This is a genomic window from Paroceanicella profunda (genome assembly GCF_005887635.2).
GTDB classification, from domain to species: domain Bacteria; phylum Pseudomonadota; class Alphaproteobacteria; order Rhodobacterales; family Rhodobacteraceae; genus Paroceanicella; species Paroceanicella profunda.
Genome location: NZ_CP040818.1, coordinates 3889962 through 3905898, shown reverse-complemented (window position 1 = coordinate 3905898; position 15937 = coordinate 3889962). Strand labels below are relative to the sequence as shown.

Here is a 15937-nt window from a genome sequence, read left to right as displayed (position 1 = left end):
TTGCCGGCGCGCATCGGATGACAACAGGGGAGGAGGACCGGCCATGTCCGGCAAGACAATCGAGCCAGCGGGCCCCGTGGCGCGCTTCGTGAACGGGTTCGAGGAGACGGCGATCGCGGTTCTGCTCGGGCTGATGACGCTCATCACCTTCATCAACGTGCCGATCCGCTACCTGTTCAACGGGGTGATCCTGCCGCAGGTGGAGTTCCTCTGGGCGGTGGAGATGACAGGGTATCTCTTCGCCTGGCTGGTGATCTTCGGCATCAGCTATTGCGTGAAGGTCTCCGCCAACCTCGGGGTGGATGCGCTGATCATGGTGTTTCCGCTGCCGGTGCGCCGGATGTTCGGCGGGTTCGCCGTGCTGGTGTGCATCCTCTACGCGCTGCTGCTGCTGAAGGGCTCGTGGGATTACTGGGCGCCGTTCGCCAATCTCCCCCCCACCACCGGGCGCTGGCTGCCCACCGGCTTCGTGCCGCAGTTCCTGCCGCAGGGCTGGTACGAGGTGAGCGACATTCCCATGCCGGGGTTCCTGGAGTTCCTCTCCGGCTGGTTCAATGACGGCGACGAGTACGAGAAGATCCCCCGGGTGCTGCCCTATCTCATCCTGCCGCTGGGCTTCGCGCTGCTCACCTTCCGTTTCGTGCAGGCCGCGGTGCGGCTGGGGCGCGGCGAGATCGAGAACGTGATCGCGAGCCACGAGGCCGAGGAACTCGTCGAAGACGCGGCCGCGCGCGCCGACAAGGAAGGCTGATCCAATGGACGTCGCACTGCTCTTCATCATGATCGTCGGCCTGCTGCTGGTCGGCGTGCCGATCGCCGTGGCGCTCGGCTTCTCCTCGATGGTCTTCCTGCTGGTGCTGTCGGACACCTCGCTGGGCGCCGTGGCGCAGACCTTCTTCAACGCGATGGCCGGGCATTACACCCTCACCGCCATCCCGTTCTTCGTGCTGGCCTCCACCTTCATGTCCACCGGCGGCGTGGCGCGGCGCATCATCCGCTTCGCCATCGCCTGCGTGGGGCACATGCCCGGCGGGCTCGCCATCGCCGGCGTGTTCTCCTGCATGATGTTCGCGGCGCTCTCGGGCTCCTCCCCGGCCACCGTGGTCGCCATCGGCTCCATCGTGATCACCGCCATGCGCCAGCAGGGCTATTCGAAGGACTTCGCCGCCGGGGTGATCTGCAACGCGGGCACGCTGGGCATCCTGATCCCGCCCTCCATCGTGATGGTGGTCTATGCCGCGGCCACGGATGTCTCCGTGGGGCGGATGTTCCTCGCCGGCGTGATCCCCGGCATCCTGGCCGGTTTCATGCTGATGCTGGCGATCTACGTCGTCGCCCGCCTGCGCAACCTGCCGCGCGGGGAGTGGCAGGGCTGGGGTGAGGTGGGCACCGGCGCGCGTGACGCCTTCTGGGGCCTGCTGCTGATCGTGGTCATCATGGTGGGCATCTACGGCGTGCCGGGCCTCACGCCCGCGCTGTTCACCCCCACGGAGGCCGCCGCCGTCGCCGCCGTCTACGCCTTCTTCGTGGCGAACTTCGTCTACCGCGACATGGGCCCGCTGGCCGGGACGGACGGCCGTCCGCTCCCGTTCCATCGCCGCCCGCTCAGCCCGGTCACCGCCTTCTTCCACCCCGACACCCGCAAGGCGCTGTTCGAGAGCGGCAAGCTCACGGTGATGCTGATGTTCATCATCGCCAACGCGCTCATCCTCAAGCACGTGCTCACCGATGAGCAGATCCCCCAGGAACTCGCCGCCTCGCTGCTCGACGCGGGCCTGAGCTGGTGGAGCTTCCTCATCGTGGTGAACGTGATCCTGCTCATCGGCGGGCAGTTCATGGAGCCCTCGGGCCTGATCGTGATCGTCGCGCCGCTGATCTTCCCGATCGCGGTGGACCTGGGTATCGACCCGATCCATCTGGGCATCATCATGGTGGTGAACATGGAGATCGGCATGATCACGCCGCCGGTGGGGCTGAACCTCTTCGTCACCTCCGGCGTGGCCGGCATGTCGGTGATGCGGGTGGTGAAGGCGGCTCTGCCCTTCGTGGCGGTGCTCTTCGTCTTCCTCATCATGGTCACCTACATTCCCGCGCTCAGCACCTGGCTGCCGAACTCGCGCATGGGGCCGGAGATCATCGTGAAGTGACCGGCGCCGGGGCCGCGCCCCGCTGCCGCATCCTGACCCGCGAAAGGCCCGGCCCTGCCGGGCCTTTTCCTGTCCGGAGAGAGGCGCCCGGGCGCGCCGCCGCCGCCGGGCGCCCGACGGGGCTCGATGCCCCCGAGGGCAAGGGCCCCCGCCGGGTGCACGGCCGATCACGGGAGCAGCGCCCGCCCGGTGCAAAGCTGGGGACCGGAGCAGCCCCCGCCCGGCGCAGAGCTGGGGACCGGAGCAACCCCCGCCGGGCGCACGGCTGGTGACGGGAGCAATCCCCGCCTGGCGCAAAGCTGGGGACCTGAGCAGGCCCCGCCGGCCGCACGGCCGGTGACGGGAGCGACCTCCGCCAGGCGCACGGCTGGTGACGGAAACAGCCTCCGCCGGGCGCAAGGCTGGTAACGCGAGCCGGATTTTCTGGAGAGGGCCGGTGAGGATGAGGGCCTGCAGATGGCGGGAGACGCCGCCAGTGAGTGTCCCGAGGCAGCCGCAAGGGCGGGCACCAGGAACAGGTCCTGCTTCGGGAGTGCGGCGAGACGGAGAGGGAGCGTCGCTCAGGCGCCCCAGGGGCCGCCCTGTGTGGCCGGGCCGCCTGCGCCGAGCCGGTCCTGCACGGTCTGGCGGGCGATGCCGCTGTCGCGGTCCGACACGCCCAGCAGGTTCACCACCAGCCGCAGCAGGTTGTTCTCCGCGTTGGAGCGCCGGTCATCGGCCAGGGCCACCTGCCACAGCGCCTCCACCAGCCCGAGGCGCTGCTCGTAGGGCACGGCGTCCTTGAGGGTGCGGGTGAAGCGCACGGTGTCCGGCGCGTCGTTCTCCACCGCCTCAGCCGACCTGCGCAGGGCCTCGGTGTCGGGCGTGGAGAGGGCGAAGCGGGCGGCGAGCACCCGGTCGATCTCGGCGCGTTCGGAGGCCTCGTACACGCCGTCGGCCCGGGCGACGCGCACCAGCAGCGCCGCGAGCGCGAGGCGTTCGTCATCGGCGTGGAGGCGGCGCTCGCCACCGGAGGCGGCCATGAGCGATTCGAAGAAATTGCTGAACATGCCCCACGATATAACGCCCCCGCCGCCAGCCTCAAGCGCGCGCGGGCCCGGCCCCGGGGCCGTGATGGCGCGTGATCCGCCGTGAGGGCGCTTGGGCGGCACCGGGCGCGCGGCAGAGACGCGCCCCGCTCGGGACACTGAGGAGAGGCCGGCAGCCGCCGCGCCCGAAGCAGGGGCCATGCGCGTGAGGGGGGCGGGCACCGCCGGGCGCGCTGGAGGGACGCGCTACGTGGGTGGCGGAGGAGGGACCGGCCGGAGCCCCACGCGAGGGAGAGACGGGCCGGGCCCGTGAGGGGAGACCGGGCGCCGCCGGGCGCGCTGGAGGGACGCGCTGCTCGGGAGGCGGAGGAGGGGCCGGCCGGAGCCCCGCGCGAAGGAGAGACGGGCCGTGCCCGTGGGGGAGACCGGGCGCTGCCAAGCGCGCTGGCGAGGCGCGCTACGCGGAGGAGAGACCGGCTGACGCCGCACGCGCAGGAGAGACGGGCCATGCGCGGAGGCCGAGACCGGGCGGCGCGACGTGCGCGGGGGAGAGGGGCCCGGGGGAGGCGGAGCAGAGACCGTGGGCTGCCGGACACGCTCAAGAAGAGCGCCCGGCGGTCGGGCGGGGCTCAGCGGCCCCGGTAGGGCTCGACGTATTGCAGCGCCATGTCCCAGGGGAAGAAGATCCAGGTGTCCTGGCTCACCTCGGTCACGTAGGTGTCGACCATCGGCCGGCCCTTGGGCTTGGCGTAGACGGTGGCGAAATGCGCCTTCGGGTAGAGGCTGCGCACCAGTTCGAGGGTCTTGCCGGAATCCACCAGGTCGTCGACCACGAGGATGCCGGTGCCGTCGCCCATCATCGCCGCGTCGGGCGCCTTCAGGACATGGGCCTCGGCCTGGGTCTGGTGATCGTAGCTCTTCACCGAGATCGTGTCGACGACGCGGATGTCGAGCTCGCGGGCGAGGATCATCGCCGGGGCCATGCCGCCGCGGGTGATGGCGACCACGGCCGTCCACACCCCGCCTTCGCCCGGGCCCTGGTGGTCCAGCCGCCAGGCGAGCGCGCGGCTGTCGCGGTGGATCTGGTCCCAGGAGACGTGGAACCCTTTCTCGTGCGGCAGCCGGTCGGTCATTCCTTGCGCCCCGAAACGACGTCGATGTCCGGTGCGTCCTCGGCCTTCATGCCCACGACGTGGTATCCGGAATCGACATGGTGGTTCTCGCCCGTCACGCCGGAGGAGAGGTCGGAGAGCAGGTACATCCCGGCCTTGCCCACGTCCGTGGTGGTCACGTTGCGGCGCAGGGGGGAGTTCAGCTCATTCCACTTCAGGATGTAGCGGAAATCGCCGATGCCCGAGGCCGCCAGCGTCTTGATCGGCCCGGCGGAGAGCGAGTTCACCCGGATGCCGCGCGGCCCGAGGTCCATCGCCATGTAGCGCACGGAGCATTCCAGCGCCGATTTCGCGATGCCCATCACGTTGTAATGCGGCATCACCCGCTCGGAGCCGTAATAGGTGAGGGTGAGCATCGAGCCGCCGTCGCCCATCAGCTTCTCGGCGCGCTGCGCGACAGCCGTGAAGGAATAGACGGAGACGTTCATCGTCAGCTCGAAATTCGCGTAGCTGGTGTCCACGTAGCGGCCGCGCAGCTCGTTCTTGTCCGAAAAGCCGATCGCGTGGACGATGAAGTCCAGCTTGCCCCATCGCGCCTCGATCGCGGCGAAGGCCGCGTCGATCGATGCGGGGTCCGTCACGTCGCAGGGCAGGATCATGTCCGACCCGATGGATTCCGCCAGCGGGCGCACACGCCGCTCCAGTGCCTCACCCTGGAAGGTGAAGGCTATCTCGGCGCCTGCGGCCGCACATTCCCGGGCAATCCCCCAGGCAATGGACTTATCATTGGCAACACCCATGATCAGCCCGCGCTTGCCGCTCATCAAACCCGCCGCACCGACCATTCCGACCTCGCATTTATCTTCTGGTTTCCCTGCCTTTAAGGTGTTTGGAAGGCCGCCGCAAGAACGATGGGGCATGGACATGTGCGTCGGGGAAAGTATTTTCGCCCCGGACCGGAGGCCGGAACAGCCCCCCGGCCAGGCCCCGCGCCACGTCCCGGACGCCCCGTCACGGGGCCCCGCAGACACGAGGACAGAGCATGTCGCAGACAGAGGCCCCATCGGGGAAATTCGCCGCCACGGACCCGTTTGCGCTGGTGCGCGACTGGCTTGCCGAGGCCACGGCGAGCGAGATCAACGACCCGAACGCCATCGCCCTTGCCACGGTGTCTCCCGAGGGCCTGCCGAACGTGCGCATGGTCCTGCTCAAGGACATCGAGGATGACGCATTCGTGTTCTACACCAATTACGAGAGCGCGAAGGCCGGCGAGATCCTCGCCACCGGCAAGGCCGCCTTCGTGATGCATTGGAAGAGCCTGCGCCGGCAGGTGCGGGTGCGCGGGCTGGTGGAGAAGGAGGACGGCCCGGCCGCCGACGCCTATTACGCCTCCCGCTCGCTTGCCAGCCGCCTCGGGGCCTGGGCCTCGAAACAGTCCCGCCCGCTGAAGTCGCGCGGGGCGCTGATGGCCGAGGTGGCGAAGGTAACGGCCCTCAAGGGCCCCAACCCGCCGCGTCCGCCGCACTGGGGCGGGTTCCGCATCCGCCCGGTGGAGATCGAGTTCTGGGCCGACGGCGCGCACCGCCTGCACGACCGCTTTCGCTGGACCCGGGCGGACCCTTCCGCGACGGAATGGGAGGTGGCGCGTCTCAATCCCTGACGTCGCACCGCAGGTGCGCTGACCTGAGATTGCACCGCAGGTGCGCTGACCTGAGATTGCACCGCAGGTGCGCTGACCTGAGATTGCACCGCAGGTGCGCGGGCCTGAGGCCGCACCGGAGGCGCGCCTGTTCCGACGTCCCACCGGAGGCGCGCGTGGTCCGACATCGCACCGGAGGTGCGCTTTGTCTGAAGCCGCACCGGAGGTGCGCTTTGCCTGAAGCCGTACCGGAGATGCGCTTTGCCTGAGGCTGCACCGGAGGTGCACTTGGCCCGGCGGCGCGGCGGGTCTGCCGCGGGCGCGGCCCAGCGGGCCCCGGGGGGCCTTGCCTTTCCCCCGGGCCGGCACCACTCTCACCCCCGTACCCCATTCCATCGGAGACCCAATGCCCGACAGCAACCAGCGCAAGACTCTGCTTCTGACCGGCGCCAGCCGGGGCATAGGCCATGCCACGGTGAAGCGCTTCTCCTCGGCGGGATGGCGGGTGATCTCCTGTTCACGCCAGCCGTTCCCGGAGGATTGCCCCTGGGAGATGGGCCCGGAGGATCACATCCAGGTCGATCTGGCCGACCCCAATGCCACCATGGCCGCCGTGGGCGAGATCCGCAGGCGGCTTCCCGGAGGGCGGCTCGACGCGCTCGTGAACAATGCCGGCATCTCGCCCAAGGGCGAGGGCGGCGCGCGCCTCAACACCATCGACACCGACCTGCGCACCTGGGGGCAGGTCTTCCACGTGAACTTCTTCGCGCCCATCGTGCTGGCGCGCGGGCTGATCGAGGAACTGAAGGCGGCGAAGGGCGCGGTGGTGAACGTGACCTCCATCGCCGGGGCGCGGGTGCACCCGTTCGCGGGCTCCGCCTATGCCACGTCCAAGGCGGCGCTCACCGGCCTCACCCGCGAAATGGCCAATGATTTCGGGCCCTACGGCATCCGGGTGAACGCCATCGCGCCGGGGGAGATCGAGACGGACATCCTGTCGCCGGGCACCGCCGAGCTGGCCGCGGACATCCCCCTGCGCCGGCTGGGACGCCCCGAGGAAGTGGCGCGCACGATCTATTACCTGTGCACGCCGGAAAGCTCCTACGTCTCCGGCGTGGAGATCGAGATCAACGGCGGCCAGCACGTCTGAAGGCGGGCGCCCGGCAGGGGCGGCCCCGCCCCTGCCGGAGGACCACGCGCCAACTCCCGGGTTGCGCGCGGTTCCCGGCGGCGGGATGGTCACCGCACCGCACCGCACCGCACCGCACCGCACCGCACCGCACCGCACCGCACCGCACCGCACCGCACCGCACCGCACCGCACCGCACCGCACCGCACCGCACCGCACCGAAGTCCGGCCGGATACACTGCGCTTGCGCGCCTCGGCGCGGGCAGGCGGGGGGTTACTGGCCGATGAGCAGGGTGAGATCCCGGCCGTCAGCGAGAGTGGCGTCGATGCGTTCGGCGTAGCGGCCCCGGTCCAGGCCCACGCGGCGGCGGCGGGCCTCGATGCGGGTGCCGGCGGTCACCGGCCCGTCGGCGGAGAGGGCCCGCAGCGTGGCGCGGCCGGCTTCCGGCTCTCCCACTTCCCACACGGGCTGCTTGCCGGCGTAGAGCACCAGCGCGTGCGCGCCCTGCTGCTCGGCCACCATGCGCAGCGAAGAGAGCTTGCCGCCGATGGTCTGGCGCGCCGGGATGCCCCGGGCATAGGCGTAATCCTCGCGGCTGCCGGTGAGGACATGGTCCGCGGCCAGCAGGCGGCACCCGCAGCTTTCCGGCGCGCCGGCCGCGCGCAGGGCGGCCCGGCAGGCCTGCACCCCGTCCGCCATCGCGGCCTCGGGCGTTGCGCCCGCCCCGGGCTCGAGCGCCGGGCATTGCAGCGCCGGGCTGCCGGACACCAGCACCTTCGGCTCGGCGAGGCCGAGAAAATCGCGCCCGGCAGGTGCGTTGAACAAGAGCGGAACGAACTCCGGCGCCAGCGCATCGATGCGCGGACGCGGACCGAGCGCCGCCACGCGGGCCACGATCGCCGCGGCATCCCGCTGTGACGCGGCATCGTCCACGATGAGGTCGGGAAGGGTCTCTGCCAGCAGGAAACGCTGCGGCGCCGCGACGGCGGGGGCTGACGACGGGTCCGGTGCGGCGCAGGACGCGAGCAGTGACGCCAGTACGAGGAACGGGAAACTCCGGCCCTGTCGAGCCTTGCGGTATGTCATAGATGCGTCTTGCCTGCTGTCGTTTCGGAAACATTATCTTGCTTTCAAACCCTTGTCGCGCATTATTGCAGTCAAGGTTTTTTGCCGTGTTGGCGGCGACTGCATTGGTTTCAAATGGGTTTGGAATAATCGCGGATGCTTTGCGCGATATCCGGTTCTGCAATCGGAGGGATGATGCCTGATTTGGGCAAAGTTGTTGTGGGTGTCGTCAAATGGTACGACACCTCGAAGGGTTACGGCTTCGTGATAGCTGACGATGGAGGGGGAGATATCCTGCTCCATGCAAACATATTGCGGGCGCACGGATACGCGACCGCGGTCGAGGGGAGCGCGGTTACTCTCGAGACGCAGACGACGGACAGGGGCCGGCAAGCCGTGAGCATCCTGTCCATGGAGAAGCCCGCCGCTGCCGATATCCCGACCCAGAACAGGGAACCCCGGCCGACCGAACTGGTCGCGGCCGCGGATGTCGACACGCCGTTGCAGCCCGCGCGGGTGAAATGGTTCGACAAGGTGAAGGGCTTCGGCTTCGTGAACGTGTTCGGAGACCCCAGCGACGTCTTCGTTCACATGGAAGTGCTGCGCTGCAGTGCGATCGGGGACCTTGCGCCGGGCGAGGCTGTGGCGGTACGCATCATCGAGGGCCCGCGCGGGCACATGGCCGCCGAGGTCTGTGTCTGGGAGAGGGCCATCGGTGAGAACCAGGCCCGGGGCGGCACCATCGCCTGACCTCCGGAGCCGCCGGCGCGAACGGAGTGCGTGAATGAGGAAATCCCCGGCCCGACTGGCTGCCGCCCTGGGCGTTGCCCTGATCCTCGCGGCCAGTGGCGCCGCCTCCGCCGCCTGTGCCCCCGACACGGCCGATCTGCGCGGCGGCTTCGGGACAGTGCGCTTCTCCGTCGAACTTGCCGATGATGCCGCCGAGCGGGCGCAGGGGCTGATGTTCCGCGAGAGCATGCCGAAATTCTCCGGGATGCTGTTCGTCTACGACCAGCCCGCCGAGGCGCATTTCTGGATGAAGAACACGCTGATTCCGCTCGACATGCTGTTTCTGGACGCCACGGGCACGGTGCGGCACATCCATCCTCAGGCGGTGCCGGGGGATCTCACACCCATCCCCTCCGAAGGCCCGGCGCTGGCGGTGCTGGAGATCAACGGCGGTCTCGCCGCGCGGCTGGGGCTGAAGGCGGGCGACGTGATGCGCCACCCGGCCTTCGACCCCGCGGTCGCCGCCTGGCCCTGCTCGGGCGAGTGATGCGCTCTTCCCTTCCGGGAGACTCCGGGGTACATGGGCGCATGTCGGGGCGTGGCGCAGTTTGGTAGCGCGCTGGTTTTGGGTACCAGAGGCCGGAAGTTCGAATCTTCTCGCCCCGACCATCTCCTCATTCACCGGGCCCCGCTTTTCCGGGGCAGGCGCCGGCAGCGCGGTGCGGCTGGCGGAGGGGCGCGGGCATCCGCGCTTCAGAGCGGCTTTTCGAAGAAGGTGTCGGGGTAGGGATCGTCGTTGAACCGGTCGATCTCCGTCCAGCCGCTGCGCTGGTAGAGCCGGACCGCCTCGGGCAGCGCGGCGCGGTTCGTGTCCAGCCGCAGGGTGGTCATGCCGAGCGCGCGGGCCGCGTCCTCCACCTCCTGCATGAGTTGCCGGGCCAGCCCGAGCCCCCGCGCCGCGGGCGCCACCCAGACCCGCTTCACCTCCCCCACCGCGCCACCGGTGCCCTTCAGCGCGGCACAGCCGATGGGCAGGCCGTCCGACAGCGCCACGAGGAAGGCGCCGCGCGGGGCGATCATGTCCGCGGCCTCCGGATCGCGCGAGCGCGCCACGTCGAACCCCTGCGCGAAGCGCCGGCCAAGCTCCGCGTAATAGGCGCCGAGGCAGTGGCGCGCCGTGTCGCTGAGCGGGTCGGTGCGGTGGATCGCAATCCGGGACCGGCCGAGGGCGGAGGCCACCAGGTCCATCGCGGCCAGCAGCGCCTCCGGGTGCGGGTGGCTGGCGAGCAGCGCCTCGGCATGGGCATCCGAGAGTGTCTCGTAGGCCTCGAACTCGCGCCTTCCCGCGGCGGTCAGCGCGGCGACGCGGCGCCGGGCGTCCTGCGGATGCGGGGCGGTGGAGAGGAGGCCCTCGGCCTCCAGCCCGCGCAGGAGGCGGCTCATCAGCCCGGAATCGAGCCCGAGATAGGCGCGCAGATCGGCGATATCCGCATGCCCGTGTCCGACGGCATTGAGCACCCGCGCCGCGCCCAACGGGCGGCCGCGGCCCAGAAACGAGCTGTCCAGCGCGCCCACCTCGGTGGTGACGGCACGGTTGAAGCGACGGAAGCGGGCGACGGGCGTGATGGTCATGATACCTGACTTACGTCAGATAATATCTTGCGGTCAAGCGGCCCGCGCGGCATTCACAGCCACCAGCCACCAGCCACCAGCCACCAGCCACCAGCCACCAGCCACCAGCCACCAGCCACCAGCCACCAGCCACCAGCCACCAGCCACCAGCCACCAGCCACCAGCCACCAGCCACCAGCCACCAGCCACCAGCCACCAGCCACCAGCCACCAGCCACCAGCCACCAGCCACCAGCCACCAGCCACCAGCCGTGGGACCAGCGGGCGCGAGGCGACGGCGGCCGGCCGGGGCGGCACGGATGTCAGCCGGTCGGGGGGCGGACGAAGGAGCAGTGACCGTCGATCTGCAGGCCGCAATGATCGTCGTTGCAGCCGGTCTTGCGGGGGCGGGGCGTCTGGCAGGGGGTCATGCTGGGGGGCAGCGGGGCAGCCCCCTCGGGCGATGTTCCCGTTGCTCCCGGCATGCGGACCAGTTGCTCCGACAGGCTGGCGATCAGCGCGTCCCGCGAGCCGGCGACGGCCTTGGGGCTGCGCTGCATGACGCCGGCAAGCAGGCTGATGCTGCGGGAGAGGCTGGCGTCGTCCACGCCCTGTCCGCAGGCGGACTCCGGGTCCGGAGCGGGGTCGCCGGCGGAGAGGGGGTCGTAAGGGTGATCGTTCTGTGTGTCCATTGCGGCGCGGTGTGAACTCTCGGAGTGGCGTTGAAGTCGAGTCACGGCACCGGTGGGCACCCGGTCGGCGGACACTTAGCCGATTTCGACAAGAGAGAGTAATGCTCTCTCGTCAGGCCTGCCAATCATCCACGGAAGGGCTCCGCGGGGCCGGATCAGGCGGCGACGATCGTGGCGGATGTCTGCGGCAGCATCAGCGTGTAGAAGGGCCACTGCGCATTCCCGAGATCCAGCGTGAAGCTGCAGGCCCGCCACTGCCCGTCCGGGCTGCGCCGCAGGGTGGTGGCGCTCAGCAGCGGGTCGAACACCCGGTTGGCGCCGCGCAGCAGGTGGGTGTCGTACCGGCCGATCATCAGGTTCGGGCCGAGGTTGCGGACATTGGAGGCGATCCGGATCGAATCGGTGATTCCCTCGCCGCGCAGCATGTGGCACAGCGCGTCGAAGCCCGCCCGCAGCTCGTCCTTCTCCGTCACAAGAATGTTCGCGGTGTTGGTAATCACGGTGAACGGCAGCTCGAAGCACTCAACGTAAGTGTCGTAATCGCCGTCCTTGTAGCTCGCACTGATCGTATCGAGCCATTTCTGGTACTCCGTCATCTGGATGTGCTCCCTCACTCCGCACCCGATCCCGTTCGCACACGGACAAACCCCTGCCTGCATGTATACCCTGATTTTGCACCGGATGCGTTAAAGAATAGCGCGCCTGTGCACGGCGCGGCCGGGGCAGGAGACCAGGGCGCGCGGCCTCAGGGGGCGGGGGCGTGCACGGCGAGGTAGGGCCGGGCGAGGATCTCCTCGATCTGCTCGGGCGTGGCGTGCTCGGCGCGCGACCAGGTGGTGCCGGAGCGGATCGGTTTCGCGGGGATGCCGGCGGCGGCCGTGAGCGGCGGAATGCTGCGGGTGACCACCGACATCGAGCTGACGAGAGATCCCGCGCCGATCTCCACGCCCTTCATCACGTGGACATCGTATCCCAGCCAGACATGCGGGCCGATCAGCAGGTCCCGCGCGAGGTTGGTGACTTCGCGGTTGCCCACGTCGATCACGCTGTGGGCGTCCCCGGTGCGCAGCATCACGTCCCAGGAGAGCATGCAATCCTCGCCGATCAGCAGGGTGCTGGCCGCGCCCTGCAGCCAGGCGTTCACGCCGCCCATGGTGGTGTTCGGCCCGGCGTAGAAGGTGCAGCCCTCGCCCACGACGCGCAGGCTGAGGGTGTAGGAGCCGTGCCGGCCCTTCTGCATCTTGCAGCCGTAGAGCACGCAGGTGTTCGCGTTCCCCGTGAAATGCATCGCGCCGGAGATGCGCCTTGCATGGCCGAGCACCACCAGGTTGTCGCGGGTGCGCCCGAAATCCAGCTTCAGCGGGCTGCGCCTGAGATCGGGGTGCAGCAGCACGGTGTTCGACAGGTCGGCCCCCGGCGCGATTCTGATGCCGCAGGCGGAGAGGGTCTCGCGCCCGGACTTGTCCGCTCTCAGGCGCAGGAAGCCGGAGGTGTCGGGGTCGGGGAACCCGTCGGCGCCGGCCGTGCGGTTGCGCGCGGCGGCGGACAGCGCACCGTCGGTCCGGGCGGGAGCGGTGGCGAGATCCGCAGCGTCCTGGGGCGAGGGGTTGGGCATCGTCTGCAGCATGACCTTGAGGGCGCGGCCCTGCGGGCGCGTGTTTGCGCTGGACATCGCTCATCCGGCGCACAGGCGGCTCTCCGGCGGGGCGATGACGGATATGCCTCGAAATTGACGGCCCGGGGCCGGAATGTCCAGACCGTGTCCCCGCCGCGGGCACACTCCCGCCAGCCCGGCTGCCGCCGTGCTGCGCCGGACCGGCCGGAGGAGCGGTGCGGTGGCCATCGGGCCGCATGGCGGGCCGTCGGGGCCGGCGGGAGCGCCGGCAAGCCTCCGCTGCCACCCGCCGGGAAGACCTTCCTGCCACTGGTGGCGGCGGGGCGACTGTCCCGCGCCGGTGCCGGTGGGGGACATGGCGGCCGCCGGTGGCGGTGGGGGACGTGCTTGCCGCCGGTGGCGGTGGGGGACGTGGCGGCCGCCGGTGGCGGTGAGGAGACGTGCTTGCCGCCGGTTGCGGTGGGAGACATTCCTGTCGCCGGTGGCGCCGGGGAGCCTTGGCTGCCGCCAGTGGCGGCGGGGCCTGGGCGGGGGATGCGGCCTCAGGGCGTGTCAGCCGGCCTCATCGCCGTTGAGGGCCTGCAGGACGGTGGCGCGCAGCGTGGCGCGGTCCACCGGCTTCTGCAGGAAGACGAGGTCGCGCAGCCCGAAGATCTCCCGGCGTCGGCGCGCGGATTCGTAGCCGGACATCAGCACGATCCGGGTTTGCGGCCAGCGCTCGCGGATGGTTTCGGCCAGCGCGTGGCCCTGCATGTCGCCGGGCATCACCAGGTCGGAGAGCACCAGGTCCGGGGCGTCCTCGGTGCTGAGCACGTTCAGCGCCTGCTCGGCGTTGAGGGCGATGCGCACCCGGTGGCCGTCCAGCTGCAACTGCCGCGCCATCACGCGCGACACCCGGATCTCGTCGTCCACGATGAGGATGTCCGCGCCGGCCCCGGGGGTCACGCTGGGCCTGGGACGCGGCACGGCGGGCAGGGGGTCCGCGTATTGCGCGAGGGGGAAGGCCATCGACACCGTGGTGCCCGCCCCCGGGGCGCTGCGCAGGCGCAGGCCGCCTTCGGACTGGCGGCAGAAGCCCGACACCACGGAGAGGCCCAGCCCGGTGCCCTCGTGGATGCCCTTGGTGGTGAAGAAGGGCTCGTCCGCGCGGTTCAGCGTGGCGGCGTCCATGCCTGTGCCGTTGTCGCGCACGCTCACGGTGACATAGGTGCCGGGGGGCAGGTCCTCCGACTGGTCGAAGCCCGCCACGCTCTCCTGCGCGAGGGTTTCCACCCGGGTGGAGAGGGTGATCCGCCCGCCCGCCGGCATCGCGTCACGCGCGTTGATGAGCAGGTTGAGCAGCGCCTGCTGGAAGTTGGCGCTGTCGAGCATCACGATGGCATGGTCGGTGTCCAGGTCGGTGACGATCTCGATGTTCGCGGGGTTCACCCTGCGGAACATCTCCAGCGTGGGAGTGATGAGATCGTCAAGCACGTTGGGCAGGGATTCCAGCCGGGACCGGCGCCCGTAGGCCAGAAGCTGGCGGGTGAGATGGGCGGCGCTGTTGGAGGCGGCAATGGCCTCCGAAATGTAGCGCTGGCGCGCCGCGGCGCTGTCATCCTCCTCCAGCAGCTCGAGATTTCCCAGGATCACGGCCAGCGAATTGTTGAAGTCATGCGCCACCCCGCCGACCAGCTTTCCCAGGGCCTCTACCTTCTGGCTGCGCGACATGGCCAGTTCCGTCTGCGCGCGGGCCAGTTCGCTGCGGCGCAGCGAGGCCTCCACCGCCGCGGCCCGGCGCTCGGAGAGATTGGTCTGGTGCGCGAAGAGGAGCGCCGCCACCCCGGTGGCGCAGATCATCATGAAGGTGAGCACCGCCAGGCGGAAATTCGGCGTCATGAATTCGTGGTAGGTGGCGTAGAGCGTGAGGCTGCACATGATGATCGGGCCGAAGATGATCACCGGCAGGATGCGCCGCACCATCTCGCTGCCGCGCTCGGGGGACAGCAACACCCCCACCCAGCCCTGGGCGGGCCGCTCGCACAGCAGCGCAAGGAAGAGCGCGAGAAACCCCAGCGCCGTGTGCAGGGCCATCGAGGTGTAGACGGCATTCGCGAACAGCGCTTCGGCGTCGAAGATGTATCCCAGCACCGGCACCATCACCACCGACAGGCCGAGCGATTGCAGCGTGGTGTGCAGCCGGGCGAGGGACGGGTCGCCCTCGCGCGGCAGCATCAGGCACGTGGCCACCAGCACGCTGGCCAGGGCGGTGGCCACGGACATGCTGTCCAGCGGGCGGAAGGCGATGGTGCGGATGGGCTGGGTGAGGGCCATGGCCACCAGCACAAGGATCAGCCCGCCGCAGACCTGCGGCACCACGAGCTGTCGCGGCCTCCAGATCGTCCATATCACGCCGAGTCCGCCGAGCATGATGCACAGCGCGGTTTCGGGAACCATGGCGGGGAAATCCGGGTCCAGGCGCACCAGGGCCTGCACGCCCGCTATCCAGCCCAGCAACAGGGTGAACAGCGCGATCACCGCGGCCATCGCGGCCAGGACCAGCGCGGAGCGGCGCACCCGGGCGATCACGGGGCTCGCGGAGAAGTCGGGCGGGAGGAGGTGCGTGTCGCTCATGCGCAGGGCCGCGCCGGAGGCGGAGAGCGTGTCGGTCGTGCGGCCCGCGCGGCGGGCCCGCGGCGGCGGCGAAGCACCGACGGGGTTCGGGACAGGCGACCCGCTCTACACGCGCGACACATCGGTCCGTCTTCTTTCCACACGTTCCATGCCCTGTTCAAAAACACTACTCGGCGGTGCGTGCATGCGCCGCTGCTTCAGGCGTTCGCTCGGTGGGGGGGTGGTCCGGCGGCCCTGCGCTGGGCGACCTGTCTCCCTCCCGGAGCCGTGCGTTCTGCGCTGTCGGACCGGACCGGAGAACGACTCGACACCGGGTGCGATAACGGCATGTCACCGAGACTAATCCACCTCGGGCGCTGCCTGTCAACGTATTGGGCAAAATCCCTCAACCTTGGGGTGTGGAAAGGGGCTGCGGCCGTGGCGGCGCCGCGGCGCCTGTTCCGCGCCTGGCCGGGCCGGCGCGGGCGCCGCCGTGCCGGGCCGCGGCGGCACGGGCCGCGAATCGGTTCCCGCGCGCCGATGCGCCGCCTCCCCGGCCCGAGGGTCCGGGCGATGAC

15 protein-coding genes, 1 tRNA gene and 1 pseudogene are annotated in these 15937 nt (G+C 70.0%); 8 read left to right on the top strand and 9 right to left on the bottom strand.

Annotated features, from left to right (window positions below; all coding sequences use genetic code 11):
• Nucleotides 1-43 precede the first annotated feature (43 nt).
• The gene (locus FDP22_RS17455) at nucleotides 44-751 is read left to right on the top strand and encodes a TRAP transporter small permease (RefSeq protein ID WP_138575951.1); all 708 of its coding nucleotides are present in this window, start codon (nucleotides 44-46) and stop codon (nucleotides 749-751) included.
• 4 nt (nucleotides 752-755) lie between these two features.
• Nucleotides 756-2147: a TRAP transporter large permease gene (locus tag FDP22_RS17450; protein WP_138575952.1), complete on the top strand. Its 1392-nt coding sequence runs from the start codon at nucleotides 756-758 to the stop codon at nucleotides 2145-2147.
• A gap of 560 nt (nucleotides 2148-2707) precedes the next feature.
• Here the strand turns inward: FDP22_RS17450 and FDP22_RS17445 are convergent.
• The 3 genes from FDP22_RS17445 to fabI all read right to left on the bottom strand — a co-directional run bounded on the left by FDP22_RS17445 (nucleotide 2708) and on the right by fabI (nucleotide 5111).
• Nucleotides 2708-3196 (bottom strand): tellurite resistance TerB family protein, encoded by a 489-nt coding sequence (locus tag FDP22_RS17445; protein ID WP_138575953.1) that lies wholly within the window; start codon nucleotides 3194-3196, stop codon nucleotides 2708-2710.
• Nucleotides 3197-3804: 608 nt separating this feature from the next.
• Complete coding sequence (gpt, locus tag FDP22_RS17440; protein ID WP_138575954.1) at nucleotides 3805-4308, bottom strand: xanthine phosphoribosyltransferase; 504 nt, start codon at nucleotides 4306-4308, stop codon at nucleotides 3805-3807.
• Nucleotides 4305-5111: an enoyl-ACP reductase FabI gene (gene fabI / locus FDP22_RS17435; RefSeq protein WP_277884140.1), complete on the bottom strand. Its 807-nt coding sequence runs from the start codon at nucleotides 5109-5111 to the stop codon at nucleotides 4305-4307. The genes gpt and fabI overlap by 4 nt, the downstream gene beginning before the upstream one ends.
• A 218-nt stretch (nucleotides 5112-5329) precedes the next feature.
• On the opposite strand from fabI, the gene pdxH reads away from it, so the two are divergent.
• Complete coding sequence (gene pdxH, locus FDP22_RS17430; protein WP_138575956.1) at nucleotides 5330-5947, top strand: pyridoxamine 5'-phosphate oxidase; 618 nt, start codon at nucleotides 5330-5332, stop codon at nucleotides 5945-5947.
• Nucleotides 5948-6332: 385 nt separating this feature from the next.
• Nucleotides 6333-7076 carry an SDR family NAD(P)-dependent oxidoreductase gene (locus tag FDP22_RS17425; protein WP_138575957.1) on the top strand — a complete coding sequence of 248 codons (744 nt, stop codon included), beginning with the start codon at nucleotides 6333-6335 and terminating at the stop codon, nucleotides 7074-7076.
• 253 nt (nucleotides 7077-7329) lie between these two features.
• Here the strand turns inward: FDP22_RS17425 and FDP22_RS24600 are convergent, their stop codons facing one another.
• Entirely contained in the window at nucleotides 7330-8142 is an 813-nt protein-coding gene (locus tag FDP22_RS24600) for a hypothetical protein (protein WP_138575958.1), read from the bottom strand.
• 135 nt (nucleotides 8143-8277) lie between these two features.
• On the opposite strand from FDP22_RS24600, the pseudogene FDP22_RS25285 reads away from it, so the two are divergent.
• From FDP22_RS25285 to FDP22_RS17405, 4 genes and pseudogenes are all read left to right on the top strand, one after another.
• Nucleotides 8278-8466, top strand: a pseudogene (locus FDP22_RS25285) (cold-shock protein); the annotation flags it as partial.
• 51 nt (nucleotides 8467-8517) lie between these two features.
• On the top strand, nucleotides 8518-8871 hold the full coding sequence (locus FDP22_RS25280) for a cold-shock protein (RefSeq protein ID WP_346728836.1): 354 nt from the start codon (nucleotides 8518-8520) through the stop codon (nucleotides 8869-8871).
• A 34-nt stretch (nucleotides 8872-8905) separates the two neighbouring features.
• Nucleotides 8906-9397: a DUF192 domain-containing protein gene (locus tag FDP22_RS17410; RefSeq protein ID WP_138575960.1), complete on the top strand. Its 492-nt coding sequence runs from the start codon at nucleotides 8906-8908 to the stop codon at nucleotides 9395-9397.
• Between the two features lie 45 nt (nucleotides 9398-9442).
• Nucleotides 9443-9519, top strand: a tRNA-Pro gene (locus tag FDP22_RS17405).
• A gap of 84 nt (nucleotides 9520-9603) precedes the next feature.
• On the opposite strand, the gene FDP22_RS17400 is transcribed toward FDP22_RS17405, so the two are convergent.
• From FDP22_RS17400 to FDP22_RS17380, 5 genes are all read right to left on the bottom strand, one after another.
• Nucleotides 9604-10482 (bottom strand): bifunctional helix-turn-helix transcriptional regulator/GNAT family N-acetyltransferase, encoded by an 879-nt coding sequence (locus FDP22_RS17400; RefSeq protein ID WP_138575961.1) that lies wholly within the window; start codon nucleotides 10480-10482, stop codon nucleotides 9604-9606.
• A 301-nt stretch (nucleotides 10483-10783) separates the two neighbouring features.
• On the bottom strand, nucleotides 10784-11068 hold the full coding sequence (locus FDP22_RS24595; RefSeq protein ID WP_138575962.1) for a hypothetical protein: 285 nt from the start codon (nucleotides 11066-11068) through the stop codon (nucleotides 10784-10786).
• 239 nt (nucleotides 11069-11307) lie between these two features.
• Nucleotides 11308-11748: a DUF6841 family protein gene (locus FDP22_RS17390; RefSeq protein ID WP_138575963.1), complete on the bottom strand. Its 441-nt coding sequence runs from the start codon at nucleotides 11746-11748 to the stop codon at nucleotides 11308-11310.
• Between the two features lie 149 nt (nucleotides 11749-11897).
• Nucleotides 11898-12824 carry an acyltransferase gene (locus FDP22_RS17385; RefSeq protein ID WP_138575964.1) on the bottom strand — a complete coding sequence of 309 codons (927 nt, stop codon included), beginning with the start codon at nucleotides 12822-12824 and terminating at the stop codon, nucleotides 11898-11900.
• A gap of 495 nt (nucleotides 12825-13319) precedes the next feature.
• Nucleotides 13320-15380, bottom strand: a complete 2061-nt coding sequence (locus FDP22_RS17380) for a response regulator (protein WP_138575965.1) — start codon at nucleotides 15378-15380, stop codon at nucleotides 13320-13322.
• Between the last annotated feature and the right edge of the window lie 557 nt (nucleotides 15381-15937).

Coding starts and splice junctions, on each gene's coding strand:
- FDP22_RS17455 (WP_138575951.1), top strand. CDS start 44: ATGTCCGGCAAGACAATCGAGCCAGCGGGCCCCGTGGCGCGCTTCGTG.
- FDP22_RS17450 (WP_138575952.1), top strand. CDS start 756: ATGGACGTCGCACTGCTCTTCATCATGATCGTCGGCCTGCTGCTGGTC.
- FDP22_RS17445 (WP_138575953.1), bottom strand. CDS start 3,196: ATGTTCAGCAATTTCTTCGAATCGCTCATGGCCGCCTCCGGTGGCGAG.
- gpt (WP_138575954.1), bottom strand. CDS start 4,308: ATGACCGACCGGCTGCCGCACGAGAAAGGGTTCCACGTCTCCTGGGAC.
- fabI (WP_277884140.1), bottom strand. CDS start 5,111: ATGAGCGGCAAGCGCGGGCTGATCATGGGTGTTGCCAATGATAAGTCC.
- pdxH (WP_138575956.1), top strand. CDS start 5,330: ATGTCGCAGACAGAGGCCCCATCGGGGAAATTCGCCGCCACGGACCCG.
- FDP22_RS17425 (WP_138575957.1), top strand. CDS start 6,333: ATGCCCGACAGCAACCAGCGCAAGACTCTGCTTCTGACCGGCGCCAGC.
- FDP22_RS24600 (WP_138575958.1), bottom strand. CDS start 8,142: ATGACATACCGCAAGGCTCGACAGGGCCGGAGTTTCCCGTTCCTCGTA.
- FDP22_RS17410 (WP_138575960.1), top strand. CDS start 8,906: ATGAGGAAATCCCCGGCCCGACTGGCTGCCGCCCTGGGCGTTGCCCTG.
- FDP22_RS17400 (WP_138575961.1), bottom strand. CDS start 10,482: ATGACCATCACGCCCGTCGCCCGCTTCCGTCGCTTCAACCGTGCCGTC.
- FDP22_RS17390 (WP_138575963.1), bottom strand. CDS start 11,748: ATGACGGAGTACCAGAAATGGCTCGATACGATCAGTGCGAGCTACAAG.
- FDP22_RS17385 (WP_138575964.1), bottom strand. CDS start 12,824: ATGTCCAGCGCAAACACGCGCCCGCAGGGCCGCGCCCTCAAGGTCATG.
- FDP22_RS17380 (WP_138575965.1), bottom strand. CDS start 15,380: ATGAGCGACACGCACCTCCTCCCGCCCGACTTCTCCGCGAGCCCCGTG.